Origin of the sequence: Phytohabitans maris (assembly GCF_031085175.1) — a bacterium.
Lineage (GTDB): Bacteria > Actinomycetota > Actinomycetes > Mycobacteriales > Micromonosporaceae > Phytohabitans > Phytohabitans maris.
Genome location: NZ_JAVHUY010000010.1, coordinates 68,248 through 88,659 on the forward strand (window position 1 = coordinate 68,248; position 20,412 = coordinate 88,659).

General features: G+C 70.6%; 16 protein-coding genes and 1 tRNA gene. 9 read left to right on the plus strand and 8 right to left on the minus strand.

Annotation, left to right across the window (positions count from 1 at the left end):
- Positions 1-48: 48 nt before the first annotated feature.
- Positions 49-675 carry a biliverdin-producing heme oxygenase gene (locus tag RB614_RS12610; protein WP_308712639.1) on the plus strand — a complete coding sequence of 209 codons (627 nt, stop codon included), beginning with the start codon at positions 49-51 and terminating at the stop codon, positions 673-675.
- Positions 672-980 carry a DUF2470 domain-containing protein gene (locus RB614_RS12615; protein WP_308712640.1) on the plus strand — a complete coding sequence of 103 codons (309 nt, stop codon included), beginning with the start codon at positions 672-674 and terminating at the stop codon, positions 978-980. The genes RB614_RS12610 and RB614_RS12615 overlap by 4 nt, the downstream gene beginning before the upstream one ends.
- A gap of 46 nt (positions 981-1,026) precedes the next feature.
- On the opposite strand, the gene RB614_RS12620 is transcribed toward RB614_RS12615, so the two are convergent.
- Positions 1,027-4,089, minus strand: a complete 3,063-nt coding sequence (locus tag RB614_RS12620) for an AfsR/SARP family transcriptional regulator (RefSeq protein ID WP_308712641.1) — start codon at positions 4,087-4,089, stop codon at positions 1,027-1,029.
- 154 nt (positions 4,090-4,243) lie between these two features.
- Between RB614_RS12620 and RB614_RS12625 the strand changes: the two genes are divergently transcribed.
- From RB614_RS12625 to RB614_RS12635, 3 genes are all read left to right on the plus strand, one after another.
- Positions 4,244-4,429 (plus strand): hypothetical protein, encoded by a 186-nt coding sequence (locus RB614_RS12625; RefSeq protein ID WP_308712642.1) that lies wholly within the window; start codon positions 4,244-4,246, stop codon positions 4,427-4,429.
- A gap of 11 nt (positions 4,430-4,440) precedes the next feature.
- A complete protein-coding gene (locus RB614_RS12630) occupies positions 4,441-6,042 on the plus strand; it encodes a GMC family oxidoreductase (RefSeq protein ID WP_308712643.1) in 1,602 nt (533 codons plus the stop codon).
- 235 nt (positions 6,043-6,277) lie between these two features.
- A complete protein-coding gene (locus RB614_RS12635) occupies positions 6,278-6,421 on the plus strand; it encodes a hypothetical protein (protein WP_308712644.1) in 144 nt (47 codons plus the stop codon).
- Positions 6,422-6,480: 59 nt separating this feature from the next.
- Here RB614_RS12635 and RB614_RS12640 read toward each other — a convergent pair whose 3' ends face one another.
- Together RB614_RS12640 and RB614_RS12645 are read right to left on the minus strand one after the other, a co-directional pair.
- Positions 6,481-7,500 carry a 5'-3' exonuclease gene (locus RB614_RS12640; RefSeq protein ID WP_308712645.1) on the minus strand — a complete coding sequence of 340 codons (1,020 nt, stop codon included), beginning with the start codon at positions 7,498-7,500 and terminating at the stop codon, positions 6,481-6,483.
- A 204-nt stretch (positions 7,501-7,704) separates the two neighbouring features.
- Complete coding sequence (locus RB614_RS12645; protein ID WP_308712646.1) at positions 7,705-10,113, minus strand: ATP-binding protein; 2,409 nt, start codon at positions 10,111-10,113, stop codon at positions 7,705-7,707.
- 379 nt (positions 10,114-10,492) lie between these two features.
- On the opposite strand from RB614_RS12645, the gene RB614_RS12650 reads away from it, so the two are divergent.
- The 3 genes from RB614_RS12650 (at position 10,493) to RB614_RS12660 (ending at position 14,009) form a co-directional block, all read left to right on the plus strand.
- Positions 10,493-11,704, plus strand: coding sequence for a S1 family peptidase (locus tag RB614_RS12650; protein WP_308712647.1), 1,212 nt, complete (start codon positions 10,493-10,495; stop codon positions 11,702-11,704).
- Between the two features lie 58 nt (positions 11,705-11,762).
- The gene (locus tag RB614_RS12655; RefSeq protein ID WP_308712648.1) at positions 11,763-12,371 is read left to right on the plus strand and encodes a hypothetical protein; all 609 of its coding nucleotides are present in this window, start codon (positions 11,763-11,765) and stop codon (positions 12,369-12,371) included.
- 183 nt (positions 12,372-12,554) lie between these two features.
- Positions 12,555-14,009 carry a S8 family peptidase gene (locus RB614_RS12660; RefSeq protein ID WP_308712649.1) on the plus strand — a complete coding sequence of 485 codons (1,455 nt, stop codon included), beginning with the start codon at positions 12,555-12,557 and terminating at the stop codon, positions 14,007-14,009.
- A 111-nt stretch (positions 14,010-14,120) separates the two neighbouring features.
- On the opposite strand, the gene RB614_RS12665 is transcribed toward RB614_RS12660, so the two are convergent.
- The 5 genes from RB614_RS12665 to RB614_RS12685 form a co-directional block, all read right to left on the minus strand.
- Positions 14,121-14,342 (minus strand): hypothetical protein, encoded by a 222-nt coding sequence (locus RB614_RS12665; protein WP_308712650.1) that lies wholly within the window; start codon positions 14,340-14,342, stop codon positions 14,121-14,123.
- A gap of 57 nt (positions 14,343-14,399) precedes the next feature.
- Positions 14,400-14,472 (minus strand) — tRNA-Lys (locus RB614_RS12670).
- 162 nt (positions 14,473-14,634) lie between these two features.
- Positions 14,635-15,384: a vWA domain-containing protein gene (locus RB614_RS12675; RefSeq protein ID WP_308712651.1), complete on the minus strand. Its 750-nt coding sequence runs from the start codon at positions 15,382-15,384 to the stop codon at positions 14,635-14,637.
- Positions 15,385-15,540: 156 nt separating this feature from the next.
- Positions 15,541-16,515, minus strand: coding sequence for a TerC/Alx family metal homeostasis membrane protein (locus tag RB614_RS12680; protein WP_308712652.1), 975 nt, complete (start codon positions 16,513-16,515; stop codon positions 15,541-15,543).
- A 245-nt stretch (positions 16,516-16,760) separates the two neighbouring features.
- Positions 16,761-17,771: a coiled-coil domain-containing protein gene (locus RB614_RS12685; protein ID WP_308712653.1), complete on the minus strand. Its 1,011-nt coding sequence runs from the start codon at positions 17,769-17,771 to the stop codon at positions 16,761-16,763.
- A gap of 430 nt (positions 17,772-18,201) precedes the next feature.
- Between RB614_RS12685 and katG the strand changes: the two genes are divergently transcribed.
- Positions 18,202-20,370, plus strand: coding sequence for a catalase/peroxidase HPI (katG, locus tag RB614_RS12690; RefSeq protein ID WP_308712654.1), 2,169 nt, complete (start codon positions 18,202-18,204; stop codon positions 20,368-20,370).
- The last annotated feature ends 42 nt before the right edge of the window (positions 20,371-20,412 follow it).

The window sequence follows — 20,412 nt, forward strand, 5'->3', positions numbered from 1 at the left end:
CCGGAGCTTAGGCTAACCTAAGTTCTGGCCGGCGAAGGGTGGGGGTCCGTGGGGTTCGCGTCGAGGGTGCGTGAGGTCACCCGTTCAGACCACGCCGCCGCCCAGGGCATGGCCTACTTCGACGCCCTGCTCGGCGGCCGCCTCGACCGCGCCGGATACACGGCGCTGGCCGCCCAGCTCTTCTTCGTGTACGAGACGCTGGAGGAAGCCTCCGGCCAGATGCGGTCCGACCCGGTCGCGGGGCCGTTCGTCGCCGACGAGCTAGCCCGGCTCCCCGCGCTCGTCGCCGACCTCACCCACCTGATCGGCCCCGACTGGCCCGCGCACGTGTCGGCCAGCACACCCACCTCCGAGTACCGGGCCCGCCTCCGCGAGGTGGCGTTCACCTGGCCGGCCGGGTTCGTCGCGCACCACTACACGCGCTACATGGGCGACCTGTCCGGCGGGCAGGTCATGCGCCGCGCCCTCAAGCGCGAGTACGGCCTGGACGGCCCCGGCACCCGCTTCTACGAGTTCCCCGGCGTGGAGCCGCGCGTGTTCAAGCAGCACTACCGGCACCTGCTCGACACCGCACCGTGGGACGCGGTCGAGCAGGACCGCTTCCTCGACGAGGTGGCGACCGCGTACCGGCTCAACACCGCGATGCTCGACGACCTCGGTAAGGTGGTCGCGTGACTGCCCCGTTCACCCCGGACGTGGTCGAGGCGATCCAGCGCCACATGAATGGCGACCACGCCGACGACTGCCGCGTGATCGTGCAGGGCCTCGGCGGCCAGCCGGGCGCCACGGCCGCCGCCATGTCCGGCATGGACGCCGAGGGCATGGACTTTCTCGCCACTGTGGACGGTGCGCCGGTCCCGGTGCGGGTCCCGTTCACCGAGCGGCTCACCGAGCGCCGGCAGGTGCGCGCCGAGGCGGCCCGGATGTACCGCGAGGCCTGCGCCAGCCTCGGCGTCGAGCCGCGCCCCGACGCCCGCTGACCCCGTCACTCGCCGTTAGCGCCGATCCGGCCGTTCGGGTGGTGGCTCAGCCGGCCCGCTCGACGGCGGCCAGGTGAGCCCGGATGGCCGCGGTGGTGGTTTCCTCGTCGTCGGTGCGGTCGAGGTCGATGTCGGTGAGGATGTCCAGGGCGTTCTGCCAGTGTTCGTGGGCTTGTTCGTGTCGGCCCCGGGTGTGGTGGGCGTGGGCGAGCCCGTCGTGGGCGCGGGCCTGATCGACGGGTTGTCCCAGCTCGTTCGCGAGGACGAGAGCCTGCTGGTGATGGGCGATGGCCGCCTCCGGGTCGCCGGTGGTGTGCGACAGCCGGCCCAGGCCCTGCCGGGCCTCGAACTCGTAGTTGCGGTCGCCGGCCTTGCGGGCCAGATCGAGGAGCTGCAGGTAGCTCTGGGTGGCCTGCTCGTGCCGGCGCTGCCGGCGCTGGACCTGGCTGAGGCCGGTCAGCGCGGACAGCTCACCAACGCGTTGGCCGGTGGTCCAGGCGACCCGCAGCGCCTCCTGGAAGTGGTCGGCGGCCTGTGAGTACCGGCCCTGCCGCTGGTGGACGTGGCCGAGGCCGGTCAGTGCGTTCAGCTCACCAAGCCGGTGACCGGTGGCCCGGGCGATGCGCAACGCCTGCCCGAAGTGGTCGGCGGCCTGGGCCGGCTGGCCCTGCATCCAGTGCAGCCGGCCGAGGCCGGTCAGCGCCTCCAGTTCGCCAGAGCGGTGGTCGGTGTCCCGGGCGATCCGCAGCGCCTGTTGGTAGTAGTCGGCGGCCTGTGAGTACCGGCCCTGCCGCCAGTGGATGTGGCCGAGACCGGTCAGCGCCTCCAGCACCCCGGCGTGGCGGTCGGTGACCCGGGCGATCCGCAGCGCTTGTTCGAGGTGGTCGGTGGCCTGCGTGAACCGGCCCAGCAGCCGGTGGATCTGGCCGAGGTAGGCACGGGCGTCCAGTTCACCGGCGTGGTCGCCGGTGGCGCGGGCGGTGGTCAGGGCTTGGTGGTGGAGGGTCTCGGCGTCGTGATAGAGGCCGCGGGAGCGCAGGTGCCAGTGCAGGATGGTCGACAGGTGCAGGACGTGCTCCGACTGGCGGTACTCGGCGGTGTACGCGGCGACGGCCAGCAGGTTGGTCAGCTCGTTGTCCAGCCAGACGAGTGCGGCTGGCGGGTCGTGGACGTCGGGGCCGGGCGTGCTGGCTGGTGGTACCTCCGGCCGGTGTTCGCGCTCGTAGGGGTAAGCGGCGTCCACCGCGAGCGCGGCGGTGTGCCGGTAGTAGTCGAGCAGGCGGTTCGACGCGGCGTGCCTGGCGGGCCGGGTCTGGTCGCGGGCGGCGGTCCGCGCGGCGTGGGCGCGGATCAGGTCGTGAAACCGGTAGCGACCGGGCCGGAGCTCTTGCAGCAGGTGCACTTCGAGGAGCTGGTCGAGCATCCGCCCCGCGTGCGGCAGGGTGGAGTCGAGGAGGGCGGCGGTGGCATACACGTCGATGTCGGGGCCGGGGTGCATGCCCAACCGCCGGTACGCGTGCTGCTGGTGCGGGGTCAGATGCTGGTAGGACAGGTCCAGGGTGGCGGTGACGCTGCGCTGGCCGGCCTCCAGCTCGCCGAGCCGGCTCCGCTGGTCCCGTAGTCGCCGCACCAGATGGACCAGGGGCCAGGCGGGGTGGGATCGCAGCCGGGCGGCCGCGATGCGGATCGCCAGCGGCAGCCGGCCGCAGAGCTCGACAAGCTCGGCCACCAGGTCGGGTGGCTCGTGGCCGAGCCGGCCGTCGCCGGCGGTCTGGACGAACAGGTCGGCCGCATCCGGAGCGGGCAGGGTGTCGAGCGTCAGCGTCTGGGTGCGGTCGAGCCCGGCCAGCCGGCGCCGGCTGGTGATCAGCACCAGGCAACCCGCGCTGCCGGGCAACAGTGGCGCTACCTGGGCTTCGGTCGCGGCGTCGTCGAGCAGGACCAGCATCCTGCGGTCGGCGAGCCGGGTGCGGTACAGCGCGGCCCGATCTTCCAGGTTGGCCGGGATCTGCGGCCCGGGAACGCCGAGGGCGCGCAGCAGATGGTCGAGCGCCTGCGCCGGCTCGCGGGGCGCCATGCCCGGCGTGTGGCCGTGCAGATCGACAAACAGCTGCCCGTCCGGGTAGCGGTCGGCGATCCGGTGCGCCAGGTGGACGGCGAGGGCGGTCTTGCCGATCCCGGCCATCCCGTCGATCGCGCTGATCACCACCGTGGACGCGTCATGCGACCGGTCCAGCGTGGCCACCTCACGGATGCGGCCGGTGAACATCGGTGGTGGCGCCGGCAGTTGCCGTACCCGCCGGGGAGTGTGCGTGGCGGCAGCGGCCGGCGGGGCCAGGGTGGGGTCGGCGGTCAGGATCCGCTGGTGCAGCCGCTGCAGGGCCTGGCCGGGGCGGACCGCGAGCTCCTGGTCGAGCAGCCGGTAGACGCGTTGGTAGGCGTCGAGCGCGTCACCCTGCCGCCCGGCCTGGTAGAGCGCGAGCATGAGGTGTGCCCAGAGCCGCTCCCGCAGCGGGTGCCGCGCGGTGAGCTCGGCCAGCTCGGCGGCGAGCAACGCTGGCTGATCCAGGTCGAGCCGGGCCTGGACGCTGTCTTCCAGCACCATCATGCGCAGCTCTTCGAGCCGTTCGATCTCCGGCTGGAGCGCGGCCGGCACCGGCAGGTCTTCCAGCACCGGGCCGCGCCACTGGGCGAGGGCCTGGGCCAAGCGCTCGGCGGCGAGTGGGTGGTGCCCCTCGGCGAGCGCCTGACGGCCCTGGCCGGCCAGCTCGTCGAAGACCGCGGCGTCCAGCTCCTGCGGCCCGGCCCGGAGCTGGTACCCGTCGGGCTCCCGCTGTAAGCGGGGCGGGTCGGCTGGCTCGTTCGCCTGCAGCAGGCGCCGCAGGTCGCTGATGTACGAGTGCAGGTTGGCCCGGGCCGACGACGGCGCCGCCTCGGGCCACAGCAGGTCGAGCAGCGACTCGGTGGACACGGCAGTATTGGCCCGCAGCAGCAGCACGGCCAGCAGCAACCGCTGCTTGCGCCGCAGCGGCACCAGCAGCCGCCCCGCGCGGTCCCTGATCTCCAGGGTGCCCAGCACCCGAAACTCCATGACGCCCCGCCCTGTCATGTAGTTACGCGGCCCATGCTAGCGCTCCGGCCGGGCTCGCGCCGCCCGCGCGATCTACACAGCGGTGTATGGCGGGCCGTGTAACAGACGGCGGCAGTGTCGTTCTCGTGCCGTACCGGCCGTTCCCCGTGCGGGATCCACATTGGAGGCCAGCGTGAAAACGAAACCACGCCGCGTGGTCGGGACCGTGCTGTCGGAACACCGCACCTCGATGGGCATCGTCCGGTACCGCTGGTGGGAGGGCTCGATCACCGTGGAGCTGCTCCTCACGGACGAGCCGACCGCGATCCTGGCGGTGGTACCCGGCAATGACCGGGCCCGCCGCCCAGCAGTTGACTGACGGGGGTTTTCGTGACCGAGTTCGACTACGTCGTCGTAGGTGCGGGATCGGCGGGATGTGTGCTGGCCAATCGCCTCTCCGCGGATCCCGGGACCAGTGTGCTGCTGGTGGAGGCGGGCGACTGGGACACCAACCCGCTCATCGCCATGCCCAAGGGATACGGTGAGTTGCTGGGCGATCCGGCCACCGTGTGGCTCTACCCCACCCGCCCGTTCGGGCCGTCACAGCGGGCCGAGTACTGGGTGCGGGGCAAGACGCTCGGCGGCTCGAGCGCGATCAACGGCATGGTGTACAACCGCGGCAACCGCGCCGACTACGACACCCTCGAACGGCTCGGCAACCCGGGGTGGGGCTGGGACGACATGCTCCCGGTCTTCAAGACGATCGAGGACAACGAGCTCGGCGCCAGCGACGTACGCGGTGCGGGCGGCCCGCTGCACGTCTCGATCGTCGACCGGGCCGACCCGTTGATGGAGGATGTGATCACCGCCGGTGGCACGCTCGGCTGGCGGCGGGCGCGCGACGTCAACGCCACCGATGCCGAGCGCATCGGCTACACGCTGGCGACCATCCGCGACGGCCAGCGGTGCAGCGCGGCCAACGCGTTCCTGCACCCGGCCATGCACCGCCCCAACCTCACCGTCGCGCTGCTGACGACCGTCGACAAGGTGGTACTCGACGGCGACCGGGCGGTCGGCGTACGCGGGCGACGCAACGGGCAGGCCGTCGAGATCCGGGCCAGCCGGGAGGTGATCCTCGCCGCCGGTGCCCTCGCCAGCCCCAAGATCCTCCAGCTCTCCGGCATCGGCCCCGCGGAGACCCTGCGGTCCGCGGGCATCGACGTCGTGGTGGACAGCCCGAACGTCGGCGCCCGCCTGCGCGAACACCGCGTCTTCCTGATGCGGTTTCGGCTCACCGAAGACCTCGGGGAGAACCGGCTGCTCAGCACCGAGAGCGGCCGGGAGCAGGCGGCGGCGCAGTACCAGGCGACCCGCTCCGGGCCACTGGCGGCGCCCCCATCCGACGTGATCGGCTTCTTCAAGACCCGTCCAGACCTCGACCGCCCCGACGCCCAGTTCCAGATCGCACCGTTCTCCGTCGAGCCGCCCGAACCCGGCACGCCACTGCGGATGGAACGCGAGCCGGGCATGATGTGCGTCGCCTTCATCCTGCGGCCGGACAGCGAGGGCAGCCTCCGGGTCACCTCGAACGACCCGGACGCACCGGTGGACATCGAAGCCAACTACTTCGCCACCGAACACGACCGCACCACGGCGGTCGGCGTCTTCCGCGGCATGCGCCGCCTGTTCGCCACGCCGCCGCTCGCCGAACGGATCAAGCACGAAACGGCACCGGGCCAGGACGTGCGTACCGACCAGGAGATCATCGACGCCGGCCTGTCCATGGGCGGCTGCGGCTACCACACCATCGGCACCTGCGCGATGGGCCCGAACGACGATGACGTCGTCGACCCGCGACTGCGGGTGCGCGGAGTGACAAACCTGCGCGTCGTGGACGCCTCGGTGCTGCCGATCATGATCTCCGGCAACCTCAACGGCCCCGTATCCGCACTGGCCTGGCGGGCAGCCGACCTCATCGCCCAGGACGCGTGAGCGACCAACCAGGACCGAGTGGGCTTGCCCCACCGCTTGGTGGGGGTGTAGGGCGATGCGGCCGGCGCGCCGACCACGATGGCGCACCGAAATGCACCGCGAAACGTAACCAGCACATTGAGATGTAACCGCGCCAGGGCCATCTGCCAGCACGTCCGCTCCACCGGCACCGGCGGCCGGGTCATCGAGGCCCTCACCAGCGGCATCCCCACCATCGCCCACGAACTAACAACCCATGCCCTACCTCGAAACCGCACTCGGCCTCACCAGACCCAACATCCGCAAGGCCCTCCGCAGCCTGCGCGATTTGGGTCTCGTGCACAAAGACGGCGGCAAAGGGCGCCCAACCACCTACCGGCACACCGCCACCAGCCGGTAGAGCACCCGCGAACCGCGTCTGCCCCGCGTCTCCGGTTGACCGTCGCGGGGCCTTCGCGGTCAGAAGAGGGTGAGCTGACCCGGCATCGGGCCGGGCCGGCGCGGACGCGGTGGGCGGACAGCCGCGCGCACCCATGCCGGTGCGTCCGTGACCTCGTCCGGGGAAACGCCTCCGGTCAGTGCCCACAACGACGGGCCGAGCAGGATGCCCCGCCCGGCAAGCGCGCGTCGCATCCTGGAAATGTCGAGCGGAAGCCTGATCCCTTCGAGATCGGGCACCGGAAGGTCGGTACGCATCCGCATCAAGCGGCGGTTGCGCACCACGACCTCGCGCGCGGCGGGTTCGGCCAACCGCTCCGCCGCCCGTGCGCCCACGGCCGCGCTCACCTCGGCCTCCCGCCCACCGTCCAGGGCGGCCCACGCCGCATCGACCGTCCCGAACGCGGCGAGCAGGTCGGCCGCGGTCGCCGGTCCGTAGCCGGGCACCCCGGGAAGGTTGTCGGACGGATCGCCGCGCAGCGCGGCGAAGTCCCGGTACTGCCACGCCTCGACCCCGCACACGACCGGCAGGGAGGCGGCCCGCACCAGCACCGCGGCGTCGCGCCCACCGTTGCGGACCCGCAACACCGAGGTGCTCGCGTCAAGCAGCGCGAAGGCATCGCGGTCGCTGGTGACCAGGACCGTACGCCAGCCGGCGTCTCGAGCCTTCGCCGCGCCGCTGGCGAGAACGTCGTCGGCCTCGTAGCCAGCCGGGACGAACACCGGCAGCCCAGCCGCGCGCAGCAGGTCCGGCGCGGCGGCCAACTGCTCCTGCAGATCCGCTGGCTTGGCCGGCCGATGCGCTTTGTACCCGGCGTAGTCGTCCGCCCTCGTTGACGACACTGGACAGTCGAAGCCGACGAGCACGGCGTCCGGACGCAGCCGGGCCGCCGCATGGGCGACATGCGTGACCAGACCCTTGAGCGCCCACACCGCCCGACCCTCACCGTCGCGCAACTCCCCTGTGGCCGCGGCATGGTACGCGCGGTGTAGCAGGCTGTTGCCGTCGATGACCAGCAGCAGCGGCTCCGGGGGCCTCACGCCACCAGCGTAAAGCGGCGGGTCGACGCGGGGTACCTGCGTGCGCGGCCGGTCCAGGCGTCGCTCCGCGCCGCCGCGATCCTGGTCGATGTCCACCTGACCCGCGAACGGCCAGCGATTCCGGCACCGCGCGGATCGCCGCCGACGGCTGCGCGCACTGCCCGAAGCGCAGACCGTCGCCCGAGCGCTGAGCGGCGTCGAGCCTCAGTCCGATCCGGAAACCGCGACCCGCCGCCCCAGCTTCGCAATCTTGCTCTGGAGTTGGTCGGCGCCCGAGGGGTCCACCTCGCCCAGTACGTCCAGCGCGCGCTGCCAGGCCTGGCGGGCCGCGTCGGTTTCGCCGGTCGCGTGCAGGGCGTCGCCGAGGTCGTTCAGCACGCTCACCTCGCCGTCCCAGTCGCTGATCTCCCGGGCCAGGCGCGCGGCGCGCTCGTAGCAGGCGATGGCCTCGCGGCCGAGACCGAGCTGGTGGTGTGCGTAGCCCAGGCTGTGCCAGGTGGCCAACTCTCCCAGGCGGTTGCCGAGCCGCTGGTGCAGGGCGAGTGCTCGTTCACAGCAGGTGATGCAGCGACGATGGTCGCCGGCTCGGGTGTGTCCCCACCCGATCGCGTTGAGGGCCAGGGCCTGGCCGGCCAGGTGATCCGCCGCCAGGTACAGGTCGAGCGCGCGCTCGGCGTGGGTGATCGCCTCCTGATGCCGCTCCTGGGCGACGAGCAGGTCGCTCAGGACCCGATGACCCACGGCCTGGCTGACCGGGTCGTTCCACCGGGCGGAGACGTCGATGCCCCGCCGCACGTAGCTTTCCGCCTCGTCGTACCGGCGCAACCTGGTCAGCCCGATGCCGAGAAGGCGCAGCGCGTGGAACTGGCCGGTCGAGTCCGCCAACCGGTCGGCGGCCCCCAGCGCGACCCGCCCGATCGCGGCGAGCTCCGACCACTGCCTGCGCCGCTGCAGAAACGTCGCCAGGACCCAGGCCAGCTGCCAGGCGTGCCGGTCGAACCCCGCGTCGGCCGCGAGGTCGGCGGCGGCGACCAACACCGGGTACTCGATCTCGAACCAGCTCATCGCCTGGCTTTCGCCGGCGAACTCCTCGACCACGACCGTCTCGATGCGGGGGACGAGGGTGATCGGGTCGCGGTTCGGGTACAGCAGCCGGTCGGCCGCGTAGGCACTGTGCAGGTAGTAGTCGAACATCCGGCGCAGAGCCGCTCGCCGGTCTGTTTCGGCCTCCTGACCGCCGGCGAGCTCTCCGGCGTAGGCGTGCAGCAGGTCATGCAGCGCGAACCGCCCCGGCGTGTGTTCGGTGAGCAGACTGGACAGGTCGAGCTCGATCAGCGTCTCGCGGACCCGGGCCGCCGAGTCACCGGCGAGGCTCGCCGCCACCGCCGCCGAGAACTCCGGCCGAGGGTGCAGGCCGACCAGCCGGAACAGGCGGGCCGAGGGCGTGGTGAGCGCGGCGTACGACAGCGCGAACACCGAACGCAACCGGCCGGTCGGGTCGCCGGCGTCGAGCACCGTCAGCCGCTGCCCGGCCTGGCGAAGCTCGCCGGCGATCTCCGCCAGGCGGAAGCCGGTCTGCTGGGCCCGGGCCGCGGCGATGTTCAGCGCCAGTGGCAGCCGGGCGGAGGCCGTGACGATCTGCTCCACCGCCCCGGGCTCGGCCGAGACGCGGTTCTTCCCGAGCCTTTTGCCGAGCAGGTCACGGGCGTCCGCGGGCGACATCACGTCGAGGCTCAGCGGGTGGGCGCCGTCGGCCGCGACGAGGGATGTCAGCCGGTTGCGGCTGGTCACCACGGCGGGGGCCGAAGGAGTACCCGGCAGCAGCGGACGGACCTGGTCGGCGTCGCGGGCGTTGTCCAGGAGCACGAGAATCCGCTTGCCGGCCAGCATGCTGCGGTACAGGGCGGTGCGGGCGTCGAGGCTCGGTGGGATCCGGTCCGGCGGCATACCGAGTGCGACCAGCAACGCGTACACCGCCGCGGTCGGGGCTATCGCCCGCCGGCCCGGGTCAAAGCCGCGGAGGTTGATGTAGAGCTGCCCGTCGGGGAACCGGTCGGCGACCCGATGGGCCCAGTACACGGCCAACGCCGTCTTGCCCACGCCGGCGGTCCCTCCGATCGCCCAGATGATCACGGCGTTCGCGGTTGCGGCGTCGTCGAGAAGTCCGTCCAGCTCGGCGAGCTCGGCGATCCGACCGGCGAAGTGCCGCGTCGCGGCGGGCAGCTGCCGCGGTACCGCCGCCTGCGGCGCATCGCGGCCGACGGTGCGGACCGGATCGGCCGGCGCCGGCCGCTGCCGCGGTGCCTGTTGCAGCGCGTACTCCACCATGGTGTAGCGGGGTCGCCAGAACTGCTCGATTCCGGTGGCCAGCGAAAGTTGGTCCAGCCGGTCCTGGTCCTGCGCGTACTGCCGGCAGGCATCGACGATCCCGCGGACCACGTCCCAGTCGGGCAGCTGTCCGATCTTGCCGTTGAGGATCGAACCGATCTGGCTCTTGCCCAACCGCAACCGCGCCGCCAGGCTGCGCAGGCTCGGACCTCCTGCCCGCAATCGCAGCAGCCGTAGGTCCTCGCACAGCTGCCGCAGCAGTTGCCGGCCATCGTCAGCAGACACGCACAGTCCCTTCGTTGTCCGGCGCTGTCCAGCGCACCGGACAGCGATCATGTCGCCACCTGCCGCCTTGGTCACGGCTGTCCATACCTGTCCGCGCCAAGCGCCGCCAAAATTATCGACCGACAACGATGCCCGCAAGAAGCCTGCGGCACCCTGACGCGTCACGGTCGGCACCACGGCGTCGTGGTGCACGGCCACCCGCTACCCCGACACCGTCGACCCCTCGAGGAGCCACGTGAACAGGATCGCGCGAAGATGCATTGCGGCGGTTGCATGCGCCGTGCTCGCCGGTACACCAGCGCCGGCCACGGCCGGGCCGCCCGTGGGGCCGTCGGCGGCTCCAGCGGTCGGCGTCCCCTCGGCCGACATGATGTCCGCGATGCAACGCGACCTGAACCTCACCGCCGACGAGGTTCAGGTCCGGCTGGCCAAGGAGGACGACGCCGCCCGCGTCGAGCAGAAGGTGCGCGTCGAACTCGGCGCCGGCTTCGGCGGCGCCTGGCTGACCGCCCACGACCAGCAGTTGGTCGTGGGCATCACCGACGCCGGCGCCGCCGACCGGGTCCGCGCACTGGGCGCCCAGCCCCGGGTGGTGGCGCGCAGTGAGCGGCAGCTGGACACCGCCAAGGCCCGGCTGGACCTGAGCAAGGCGCCGGCCGGCGTCGCCGGCTGGTACGTCGATGTCACCACCAACACCGTTGTCGTGCTGGCGGCTGCCTCGGCCATGGCCGACGCCGCCGGCTTCGTGGCCGGCAGCGGCGCCGACCCCGGGGCGGTCCGCATCCAGGCCTCCACCGAACAGCCGCGACCGCTCTACGACCTGCGCGGCGGCGACGCCTATTACCCCGGCAGCACCCGATGCTCGATCGGGTTCTCCGTCACCGGCGGGTTCGTCACCGCCGGACACTGCGGCGGCGTGGGCACCAGCACCGCCGGCGTCAACGGGGTTGCGCAGGGCACAGTGGCCGGTTCCACCTTCCCCGGCGTCGACTACGGCTGGGTGGCGGTCAACGCCAACTGGACCCCCACCCCGCAGGTCAACGCCTCGGGTGGCACGCCCGTCGAGGGTTCGCAGGAGGCGGCCGTCGGCGCCTCGGTGTGCCGGTCCGGGTCCACCACCGGCACGCGCTGCGGCACCATCCAGGCCAAGAACGCCACCGTCAACTACATCCAAGGAACGGTGCAGGGTCTGACCCGCACGAACGCCTGCGCCGAAGGTGGTGACTCCGGCGGATCCTGGCTGTCCGGGCTGCAGGCCCAGGGCGTCACCTCCGGCGGTTCCGGCAACTGCACCAACGGCGGAACCACCTACTTCCAGCCGCTGCTGCCCATCCTGGCCGCCTACGGCCTGACGCTGACCGTCGCCAACGCGGCTCCGTACACCGTGATCCGGTCCGTGACGTCCCAGGGCCAGGGCAACACTCGCGAGGCCGCGGTCAGCAACGGCATCGCGGCCAACAGGGTCGCGCTCCGTACCGCCGGCATCAACTGCAACCCCTACGACTCATCGACGTCCTCGCATGTATGGACCGCTCCGGACGGCTCTTGGCACGTCTACAACGTGACCACCAAGGGGTACTGCACGAACTGACCCATAGGAGGATCGTGTGCTAGCACGAAGGAAGGTACTACCCACCCTGTTCGTCGCGGTGGCCGCGCTACTGTCGGCGCCCGGCACCGCCGAGGCGGCCGCGGCCCCGGCGGCATCGACGGATCAGATCGCGGCGGCGGTCACCCGGATCGTCGGCAACAAGTACAGCGCCGCCGATCTCGCGCTGGTGAAGACCCGGCCCGAGATCGCGCGTCACGTACCGGCGCCGGACGGGCTCACGATCTCCGTCAAAGCCGACGGTTACACGTTGGCGCAGGACAAGGGGGCACCGGCCGCCGCGGGTGGCGCGGCGCTTCTGGCCGAGAACTGCGCCGGCGCCATCGACGTCGGCCTCCGGCAAAAATCGCTGCTCGGAAACGTCATCTGGGCTTACATACACCACGTCGAGGCGTGCACCGACAATGTCAACGTCACCCGGTTTGTCGTGCGCCGCGACATGACGAGGACGGACGGCACCATCGAGATCCTCGAACAGACACAGGACGTGGCGGGTGCCACGCCGCGCGCGTGGACCACATCGATGTTTCAGCGGCACCTGAAGCAGTGCCTGTCGCCCCTCATCCCATGCACCAACTGGTACCCGTGGATCCGGATCACACTGTACGCCGACCACACCTACACCCCCGAGGGAAGCATTACCACGTAACCACACCCGGCACGGCCGTACACCGTCCTGCCCCGCTCCGATTGGGGGCGGGGCAGGACGGGATGTGCTCATATCGAGCGCCCCGGTCGCGGCGCGCAACTTGGATATTGCGATACGTCGATTCTTGTCACCCAGACCACGGCCAGCCGCGCCGCGGCGCCGTGCAACAACCGGGAGGTAGCGATGCGTCTGTTCCCACTCCGCTCTAACGCCGCTGTCATCGCGGCGGCCACGGCCGTCGTGGTGGCCGCGACCGGCGCGCCGGCGCCGGCGGCGCCACCTCAAGGGACCGTGCGTCACGTTGCCGGTGAGGCGATCAAGGACAGCTACATCGTGGTCCTCAAAGAGGGCACGGTGACCCGATCGGCAACCGGGTCGACGGCGCTGCGGCTGGCCGGGACGCACCGCGGCCGCGTCGGTCACGTGTATTCGGCCGCGTTCCAGGGCTTCGAGGTCTCGTTGAGCGAAGCCGACGCGCGACGGCTCGCCGCTGACCCTGCCGTCGACTTCGTCGAACAGAACGCCATCGTGTCGTTGCAGGACACCCAGTCCGTTCCGCCGAACGGCGGCCTGGACCGCATCGACCAGCCCAACTGGCCGCTTGACGGCGCATATACCTTCCCGACGAGGGCGTCCGGCATCCGGGTGTACGTCATCGACAGCGGAATCCGGGCCAGCCACACCGAGTTCGCGGGCCGGGTCGCCGCCGGCGCCGACTTCAGCGGCAGCGGGTCGACGGACGACTGCCTCGGACACGGCACACACGTGGCCGGCATCGCCGGCGGCACCACCTTCGGCGTGGCCAAGGGTGTCACACTCGTGCCCGTACGGGTCTTCGGCTGCGCCAACAGCGCCAGCAACGCCACCATCGCCGCAGGCGTCGACTGGGTCACGGCCGACCACGACCCGGGCGAGTACGCCATCGCGAACATGAGCCTCGGCGGGCCAGCCAACTCGGTGGTCAGCCTGGCGGTGGAGCGCTCGATCAACGACGGCGTCGTCTACAGCGTCGCCGCGGGGAACGCCAGCGCCGACGCCTGCGGGTTCTCACCGGCCAACATGCGTAACGCCATCGTGGTCGGCGCGACGGCGTTCAACGGCTCCGACAACCGCGCGACGTTCTCCAACTTCGGCGGTTGTGTCGACGTGTTCGCGCCCGGCCAGAACATCCTCTCCGCCTGGAACACCTCGGACACAGCGAGCATGCCGCTGGACGGCACGTCGATGGCGACCCCGTTCGCGACCGGAATCGCCGCGTTGATCTGGTCGATGCACCCGTCGCACACCGCCGCGCAAATCACCGCCGACGTGTCCCATGTCGCGACGCACGGGGTGATCCCGGGATACACCGCCGGACCGAACCGTCACGTGTTCGTCCCGACAATCATCATCAGCGGGCTGCGCGAGATCAACGGCCTCGGCGGAATGAGCGTCACGAACTCCCTGGCCGCCGCCGGTGGAACCGCGCCCTACACCTGGTCGGCGACCGGTCTTCCGCCGGCCATCACGATCAACCCGAGCACCGGAACGCTGAGCGGAAGGCTGAGCGTCGGCACCTATACGGTAACCGTTACCGCGACCGACGCCGCTGGCCGAACCGGCCGCGCGACCGCCACCTGGTACGCCGACCGGCTGTGACCCGCATCCGCCGACGTGGGCGCGCGCTGCTGAATCCACGAAGCGTAGCGCCAGTGCTCAGGCACTGGCGCTACGCCGGACGGCTCAGGCCACCTGTGGAAGTAGTCGCCCTCATCGATCGTCATCGGTGACTACGCGGAGATCCTGGCGTTGCGGCACCAGATCGCGCTGCTGCAACGCCAGCTCGTAGCCGCCAACCGCACGCCCGATGAGGAAAGTCCGCAACCAAGCACGGTCGAGGAGCCGGACGCCATCCGGCGCCGACGGGTAAAACCGCAGGTCAGAGCAGTAGGAAGCGACGCAGGAAAACCCGCAAGTGACGAGCGTATCCAACGAGTAACCGCACTCCGCGCCGGACAGGGCCACGTGAGAAGGCGCAGGTCAGAAGGGTGGGCCGCCGGGGACTCGAACCCCGAACCTAAGGATTAAAAGTCCTCAGCTCTGCCAATTGAGCTAGCGGCCCGTCGGGATCAAGGTTACCGGAGGCCTCGCCGCCGCGGCCTGCGGCTTACGGCTGCCTGGAGGCTCACCGTTGCGGACCAGCGTGTACCGCTCCCAGTCACGACCCGAACGGCCGATCCAGGCCGGGCCACCAGGTCCATAGGGGCGTTGGACGCGGTGCGCCTCAGACGCTGCCAGCAATGATGCCGATCACGTCGTCGATCTCCACTGTGCTCAGGCCGGTGCCGGCCGTCGAGGGTGAGTGGAGGGTGTTGTTCCAACTGGTGGCGATGCCGGTCCACGGGTCGCGGTCCGGCGCGAAGATCAGCAGGCGTTTCGCGCCGGTGTCCATGACCGCGGACGGGCTCCGGCCCTGTCCCCATCGCGCGGCGAGCGCGTCCAGGTCTTCGGGCATGCCGGCCGGGTAGGCGGTGGCCTCCCGGCCCACGCCCAAGGGGTGAGCGGACGCGTCCGTGAACAGGACGATCACGTGCCGGCGCCGCTCCGGCTCGCGGTCCCAGTCCGAGTCGATGGCGAGGGCGAGCGCCTCCAGGCCGGACTCCGGCTCGTCACCGCCACCCGACGCGCGCAGCCCCGAGACGAACCGCCGGAACGCGTCCACTTCGGCCGGGAGCCGCCAGAATCCACCGACCTGCACCGGGTCGACCCGGTCGGCCTTGAAGTCGCGAAACGCCACGACCCTGATGCGCAGGCTGCCCACTGGCTTTTCCTTCAGCGCCATCGCCTTCGCCAGGCGGACGTGGAAGGTAAGCGCGCCGCGCTTCACCGTCTCGATGATCGACGTCATGCTGGACGTCACGTCGATGCAGAGCACCAGGTCAACGGCGTATCCGCCGTCCTGAAACTCCACCTCCTCCAGCGTCCCGTCATCGAACGGCTCGTCGTGCTTCTTGGTGCGACGGGACCTGAACACGCGACCTCCAGGGTTGATCGACGCCTCCCGACATTGTTCAACCCGCCCGCCACAGCGGACCGGCCCGCCAGGTGAGGATCGAGATCGTGGTCCTTAGGTGTCCCGCAGGGGGCACTGGAATACCACGATCACCGGCGCTCGGGTCTTCGGGAGTCCCTAGAGCTTCTGTGCTGCCAGGCGTTCGCGGCGGTTGGCGGCCACGCTCGTCACCGTCACCGTGCCGAGGGTGGCGAGGATGACGCCGAGCGACAGCAGCGTCGGCACCTCCGGGACCTGGTCCCAGACGCCATGCGCCCAGTGCAGGACGAGCTTGACCCCGATGAACGCGAGGATCAGCCCGAGGCCGTAGTTGAGGTGGCGCAGGCGGGCGAGGACGTTGCGCAGCACGAAGTACAGCGCGCGCAGGCCCAGCAGCGCGAACGCGTTGGTGACGAAGACGAGGTACGGATCCTCGGTCACGCCGTAGACGGCGGGGACCGAGTCGACCGCGAAGACCACGTCGGTCATGAACACCGCCGCGACGACGAGTGCCATCGGCGTCAGCGCGCGGCGGCCGCCGATCCGGGTGGTCAGCCGGGAGCCCTGGTAGTCGGGGGTGACCGGCATCAGCCGGCGCAGCAGCCGCACCGCGCGCATGCGGTCGATGTCGATCTGGTGCTCCTCGCCGCGGAGCGCGTCCCGGACCACCTTGACGGCGGTCACCAGCAGTACGGCGCCGAAGAGCAGGAAGGCCCAGGCACCGCTGGCGATCACCGCGGCGCCGGCGGCGATGAAGATGCCGCGCAGCACGAGGGCGCCGGCGATGCCGTACAGCAGGACCCGCTGGGCGAGCGCCGGCGGCACCGCGAACGACGCCAGCAGCAGCATGAACACGAACAGGTTGTCGACCGACAGGGACTTTTCCACCACGTATCCGGTGAAGAACTCCACGGCCGGCGTGCCGCCGTAGGCCCACCAGACGATAGCGCCGAAGATCACCGGCAGGGCCAGGTAGAAGACCGTCCAGCCGACTGCCTCGCGCATCGGCACCTCGTGCGGGCGGCGCGTCACCGCGAAGTCGAGCGCCAGCAACACGAGCAGGACCGCGATGGTCACCGACCACAGCAACGGCGACCCGATCGACTCCAACACCTCGCCAGATCCTTCCTCGGACACACGACAACGTCCGAGGTCTCCCTCACCCGCTGAGGTGCCGGCGGGTGCTCGTCCCGGGGGCGTGTGACATGGCCCGTACTGACCGGAACGATCTTGGCGAGGTACTCCCCTCGTGGACAGGATATGGGCGGAACCTGAGCGTTCGCTGGGAATCAACGAGATTTGCTAATACGCGGGCCCGCCCCTCTGAGGAGAGGCGGGCCCGCATCGGCTTTGGATGGTCAAATGATGGACATGTGCACGTGGTCCTTGTGGTCCTGCGGCCCGCTGTAGCTCTTCCACCCGGTGGCGGGGAACCAGATCTGCCGGAACCAGATGACGTAGAGGATGCCCAGCCGGTCGGCGTTGCGCACCAGGAACGCGGTCAGGTTGTTGCCGTACAGGCGCATGTCGTCGTTGTGCGCGTTGGAGAAGCCGCTGCTCTGCAGTGACCAGTCACACGCCCGGCCCTTCGGATGCTCGAACGGGCCGCCGGAGCGGAAACACCCGACGAACCGCTTGAAGCCGGCCTTGCGGACCTCCGTGTACGCGTTGAACGTCCGGGGTGTGATGCACCCGGAGGTGGTCGGGTCGTCGACGCTGCACGACTCGTCCGGCCACGAGCCGTCCGAGTTGCGCGGCGCGGCCTTGGCCACGGGCGAGGAGGCGGAGACGAAGCCGCCGGTCAGCTTGGTGCCGCCGACCAGGGCGAGCGCCTTTTCCGCCTCGGTCTTCTGCCGGGCGATGATCGCCAACTGCTTCTGCTCCTCGGCGACCTCGGAGTCCAGCGCCTTCTTGGCCTGCGCGGCTCTCTCGCGGGCGGCGTTGAGCTCGGCGAGCTTGCGGTCGTTGACCATGTTGAGCTCGGTCAGCATGGACGCCTTCTCCACGAACTGGTCCCGCGAGGCGGTGTCGAGCAGCGCCGACACGGCCGTGAGCTTGCCCGTCCGGTACGAGGTCGCGGCCATCTCGCCGATCTGCGGCGCGAGCTCGGCCAGCTTCTCGTTCGCCTTGCGGACCTCCAGGTTGAGCTGGAGCTGCTTGGCGCGCGACTTGTTGAGCGCGGCCTTCGCCTGGGCGTGGCGCTTGCCGGTGGCGGTGAGCACGTCACCGAGCAGTGCGGGGCCGCTCTCGTCCGGTGTGGACGGGGCGCCCGGCTTGGCCATCGCGCCCGTCGGCGCGGCGAGGAAGAGGGTCGCGGCAGCGACCGCCGCGAGGGCGAGGATGCACCACCGTCGGACTGGTGCCGTCATTCCGTCCCTTCCATCCGTGCAATGGGGTGGCCGGCGGCCAGCTTACCGAACCGGCCGGGCAGCCAGACGCACAAAGAATCCGTTACAGCACAACGACTTTCAGTAACCGCCCCCATGCAGTGAGATATCGAAGAGAGATCACGGAGACGGCTATTGGTCAGATCGGGGCTGTGACCAGCGTCACAAGCACCTGAACCGGTTCGTCGGCGATTGCCGCGAGACCGCCCCCCGATATTCTTGACTGAGTCCAGAAAAGTGATCCACAATCTGACGGTGCAGGCGCTGACCACCGCGCGCCACGTGAGGCGTTTCGAGACATCAGGACTGTCTACCACGACCGTCGGCGACCGATTTATGACCCAGCGACTGATCTGATCCGGTCCCGGAGACGTCCGGGACCGGCACCGTTTCCGAGCGCAAGGAGAGCAACGTGGGAACCGAGAACAACGGCGGGCGCCCGACCCGGGCCACGTCCAACCGGGACTGGTGGCCAAACCAGCTCGACGTGAGCGTGCTGCACCAGAACTCCTCCAAGGGCGACCCGATGGGCACGGCGTTCGACTACGCCGAGGAGTTCAAGAGCCTCGACCTCGCGGCCGTCAAGGCGGACATCAACGAGGTGATGACCACCTCGCAAGCCTGGTGGCCGGCCGACTACGGGCACTACGGTCCGCTCTTCATCCGGATGGCCTGGCACAGCGCCGGCACGTACCGCATCACCGACGGGCGCGGTGGTGGCGGCGCCGGCGAGCAGCGCTTCGCCCCGCTGAACAGCTGGCCGGACAACGGCAACCTGGACAAGGCGCGGCGCCTGCTGTGGCCGGTCAAGAAGAAGTACGGCAAGAAGCTCTCCTGGGCCGACCTGATGATCCTCGCCGGCAACTGCGCCCTGGAGTCGATGGGCTTCAAGACGTTCGGCTTCGCCGGCGGCCGCGAGGACGTCTGGGAGCCGGAGCAGATCAACTGGGGCAACGAGGAGACCTGGCTGGGTGACGAGCGTTACAGCGGCGACCGCCAGCTCGCCAACCCGCTCGCGGCCGTCCAGATGGGCCTGATCTACGTCAACCCCGAGGGCCCGAACGGCAACCCCGACGCGCTCGCCGCGGCTCGGGACATCCGGGAGACGTTCCGGCGGATGGCCATGAACGACGAGGAGACGGTCGCGCTCATCGCCGGCGGTCACACGTTCGGCAAGGCCCACGGTGCCGGCCCGGCCGACAAGGTCGGCGCCGAGCCGGAGGCCGCCCCGATCGACGAGATGGGCCTGGGCTGGAAGAACGCGCACGGCACCGGCAAGGGCGGCGACACCATCACCAGCGGCCTCGAGGGCGCGTGGACGCCGACGCCAGTGACCTGGGACAACAGCTTCTTCGAGACGCTGTTCAGCTTCGAGTGGCAGCAGACCACCAGCCCGGCCGGCGCAAAGCAGTGGACGCCGACCGACCCGGCCGCCGGGGAGCTGGTGCCGGACGCGCACGACCCGGCGAAGCGGCACGCGCCGATGATGCTCACCACGGACCTCGCGCTCCGCGTCGACCCGATCTACGAGCAGATCTCGCGCCGGTTCTACGAAAACCCGCAGGAGTTCGCCGACGCCTTCGCCAAGGCCTGGTTCAAGCTCACCCACCGCGACATGGGACCGATCGCGCGGTACCTCGGCCCGGAGGTCCCGGCCGAGCCGCAGATCTGGCAGGACCCGGTCCCGCCGGTGAGCCACGAGCTGATCGGGGTGGAGGACATCGCCGCGCTCAAGGCGTCGATCCTCACCTCCGGGCTCACCGTCGCCGAACTGGTCTCGACCGCCTGGGCGTCGGCCTCGACGTTCCGCGGCACCGACAAGCGCGGTGGCGCCAACGGCGCCCGCATCCGCCTCGCCCCGCAGAACGCGTGGGAGGTCAACGACCCGGCCCAGCTACGCCGGGTGCTGGGCACCCTGGAGGGCATCCAGCAGCAGTTCAACGCCGCGGGCGGGAGCAAGCAGGTGTCGCTCGCCGACCTGATCGTGCTCGCCGGTGGCGCGGCCGTCGAGCGCGCGGCGAAGAACGCCGGGTACGACGTGGAGGTCCCCTTCACGCCGGGCCGCACCGACGCCACGCAGGAGCAGACCGACGTGGAGTCGTTCGCGGTGCTGGAGCCGACTCACGACGGCTTCCGCAACTACCAGGGCAAGGGGCACGTCTGGCCGACCGAGAAGCTGCTCGTCGACCGGGCACAGCTGCTCACGCTGACCGCCCCGGAGTTGACCGTACTGCTGGGCGGCCTGCGGGTGCTGAACGCGAACACCCAGCAGTCGCAGCACGGCGTGTTCACGAAGCGGCCGGAGGTCCTGACCAACGACTTCTTCGTCAACCTGCTCGACTTCGACACCAAGTGGAGCGCCACCTCGGAGGCGGAGGAGACCTTCGAGGGGCGCGACGTCACCACGGGCGAGCTGAAGTGGACCGGCACCCGCGCGGACCTCGTCTTCGGCTCGAACTCCATCCTCCGCGCGCTGGCCGAGGTGTACGCCAGCGACGACGCGCGGGAGAAGTTCGTAGCTGACTTCGTCGCCGCGTGGGTCAAGGTCATGGAGCTCGACCGGTTCGACCTCCACAACTGATCCGACCTCTCCAAGTGGGCACCGTGCGAGCCCGCGGGCGGG

Coding starts and splice junctions, on each gene's coding strand:
- RB614_RS12620 (WP_308712641.1), bottom strand. CDS start 4,089: ATGACAGGGCGGGGCGTCATGGAGTTTCGGGTGCTGGGCACCCTGGAG.
- RB614_RS12685 (WP_308712653.1), bottom strand. CDS start 17,771: ATGACGGCACCAGTCCGACGGTGGTGCATCCTCGCCCTCGCGGCGGTC.
- RB614_RS12650 (WP_308712647.1), top strand. CDS start 10,493: ATGCAACGCGACCTGAACCTCACCGCCGACGAGGTTCAGGTCCGGCTG.
- RB614_RS12660 (WP_308712649.1), top strand. CDS start 12,555: ATGCGTCTGTTCCCACTCCGCTCTAACGCCGCTGTCATCGCGGCGGCC.
- RB614_RS12635 (WP_308712644.1), top strand. CDS start 6,278: ATGCCCTACCTCGAAACCGCACTCGGCCTCACCAGACCCAACATCCGC.